This is a genomic window from Thalassospira sp. UBA1131 (assembly GCF_002311515.1).
Classification (GTDB): Bacteria; Pseudomonadota; Alphaproteobacteria; order Rhodospirillales; family Thalassospiraceae; genus Thalassospira.
The window spans coordinates 1-1904 of the sequence record NZ_DCAO01000042.1 but is presented as its reverse complement, the minus strand read 5'-3'; the positions used below and the strand labels follow the sequence as shown (position 1 = coordinate 1904).

The following is a 1904-nucleotide window of genomic DNA, read 5'->3' as shown; positions in this document are numbered from 1 at the left end:
GTAATCTGGGCGGAAAACAGATGGCGAAAGGCCGGTTGGGAAAACGGGGATATGCTTGACGTCATAGCCGCCCTTTCATGCTCGTCCGAGGCACAGGGTCCTCAGGATGCGGCCTCTGCCGGGTTGGCGCGTTCGCTAGCTGTGCATTTCTTCTCTGGCAATTGAAGCACTTTTCCGGTGCGCAATTCAATGATCCGCGTTGCAAGTTTCCGTCTGAAATGCGGATCGTGCGACACAAGGATCATGGCTTGTGGCAGCCCCAGCAGGATTTCTTCAAGCCGGCGCAGGTTTTCTTCATCAAGCGCGTTTGTCGGCTCATCAAGCAGCAAAACATCGGGCTTCATTGCAAGGACTGCCGCAACCGAAACCAGCCGTTTTTCACCGCCGGAAAGCTCATGCGTAATCCGTTCACGCAGGTGTTTGAGATGCAGTTGATCCAGGACCTCATCCACAATCGCAAGGGCTTCTTCGCGACTGGCACCGAGGTTTAGCGGACCAAAGGCGATATCCTCGATCACGGTTGGGCAGAACAACTGGTCATCGGGATCCTGCACGATAAAACCAACCCGGCAGCGCAAATCGTGAAATTCTGCGTCGGTCACACGCGGGGTGCCAAAGGCACGGATTTCGCCCGCATGCGGTTTAATCAGGCCGACGAGAATACGCAAAAGCGTGCTTTTGCCAGCCCCATTCGGCCCGGCAAGAAACAGACGTTCCCCCGGATCAAGCGTCAGACTGACACGATCGAGCACATTCTGCCCTGCCCGATAGCCATAAGAAATATCATTCAGTTCAATAAGCGACGACATACATGCGATCCATCAGGACAAGGGCAATAATCAGGGCAAGGAAGAAAATGGCAAATGCACCGTCCCGACGCTTGAATGCCAGATCATCTATCATCGGGAAATGACCACTAAATCCGCGGCACTTCATGGCTTCCAGCACACGTTCGGCCCGTTCAAGCGATCGCACCACCAACATGCCAAACAAATAGCCAAAAGACCGGTAGGTATGGGCATTGTTGCGTGCCTTAAACCCGCGAAGTTTCATCGCCATGCGAAGACGATGATATTCGTCATGCAGCACCGAAATATAGCGCACCGTAAACATCATCAGATGCACCAGAACCGGCGGACATTTCAAACGATATAGCGTGTGACCAAGTGTCACCGGCGTCATACCCGAAAGCAGACTTAGCATCATAAGCACAACCGCATTGGCCCGTATGCCGACAAGGATGGCATGCATCAGGCCTTCCTTGCTGGCCTCTGCCCCAAGGACCGAAAACATCGGTGTTCCGGGGGTCGTAAACGGCAACATTACCAGCATGACGATAATGAAGCCGTCCATCGCCGCCATACGTTTCAGGGTTACACGCAGTGGCAAGTCCGTCAGGCTCATGGTAATGGCGGCAAATATCAGGGCACCGAGTGCAAACTCGATCTGATGCAGGGCTACCACGACAATTGCAAAAACACAGGCCGCGACCACCCTTACCCTTGGATCGAACGTCCCGACAAATGACGGTGATTGTCCGCCATGTGCCTGAACGCTCAGGGGTTGGTCATGTCCGAAAAGGTGGCTCATGCGTTGGGTGCTTTTGCTCTTAGCCGTCGCGCAGCGATGTAATAAATGATCCCGAAGGCACCGAATATATAGCCAATGCCGCCCAGAATCGATTGAAGATCATTCTTTTCCTTATAGGCGGTAAGTTCGCGCCTGAGCGGACGCAATTCGTCACGCACGATGGTCGCAATGATTTCTCCCTGTTCGCGGGTAATTGCAGGCTCAGCGTTTGACCCTGCCCCTGATACAACCGGTGTCTTTGACGATGCTGTTTGCGCAGCCTCATCAGCACCCGCTAGGTCCGCTATGGAAAAGGTTGCCTCGGCAACGTGCCC

At 54.0% G+C, this 1904-nt stretch carries 2 protein-coding genes and 1 pseudogene; all 3 read right to left on the bottom strand.

Annotation, left to right across the window (positions count from 1 at the left end):
• Window positions 1–101 precede the first annotated feature (101 nt).
• Window positions 102–809: an energy-coupling factor ABC transporter ATP-binding protein gene (locus B3Z49_RS06405; RefSeq protein ID WP_296989097.1), complete on the bottom strand. Its 708-nt coding sequence runs from the start codon at window positions 807–809 to the stop codon at window positions 102–104.
• Window positions 793–1590, bottom strand: a complete 798-nt coding sequence (gene cbiQ, locus B3Z49_RS06400) for a cobalt ECF transporter T component CbiQ (protein ID WP_296989094.1) — start codon at window positions 1588–1590, stop codon at window positions 793–795. The genes B3Z49_RS06405 and cbiQ overlap by 17 nt, the downstream gene beginning before the upstream one ends.
• Window positions 1587–1904: pseudogene (locus B3Z49_RS06395) on the bottom strand (cobalt ABC transporter permease); the annotation flags it as partial. The gene cbiQ and the pseudogene B3Z49_RS06395, both read right to left, overlap by 4 nt.

What these genes read in the sequence shown, in the direction of transcription:
- cbiQ (WP_296989094.1), bottom strand. Translation starts at nt 1,590, where the DNA reads ATGAGCCACCTTTTCGGACATGACCAACCCCTGAGCGTTCAGGCACAT.
- B3Z49_RS06405 (WP_296989097.1), bottom strand. Translation starts at nt 809, where the DNA reads ATGTCGTCGCTTATTGAACTGAATGATATTTCTTATGGCTATCGGGCA.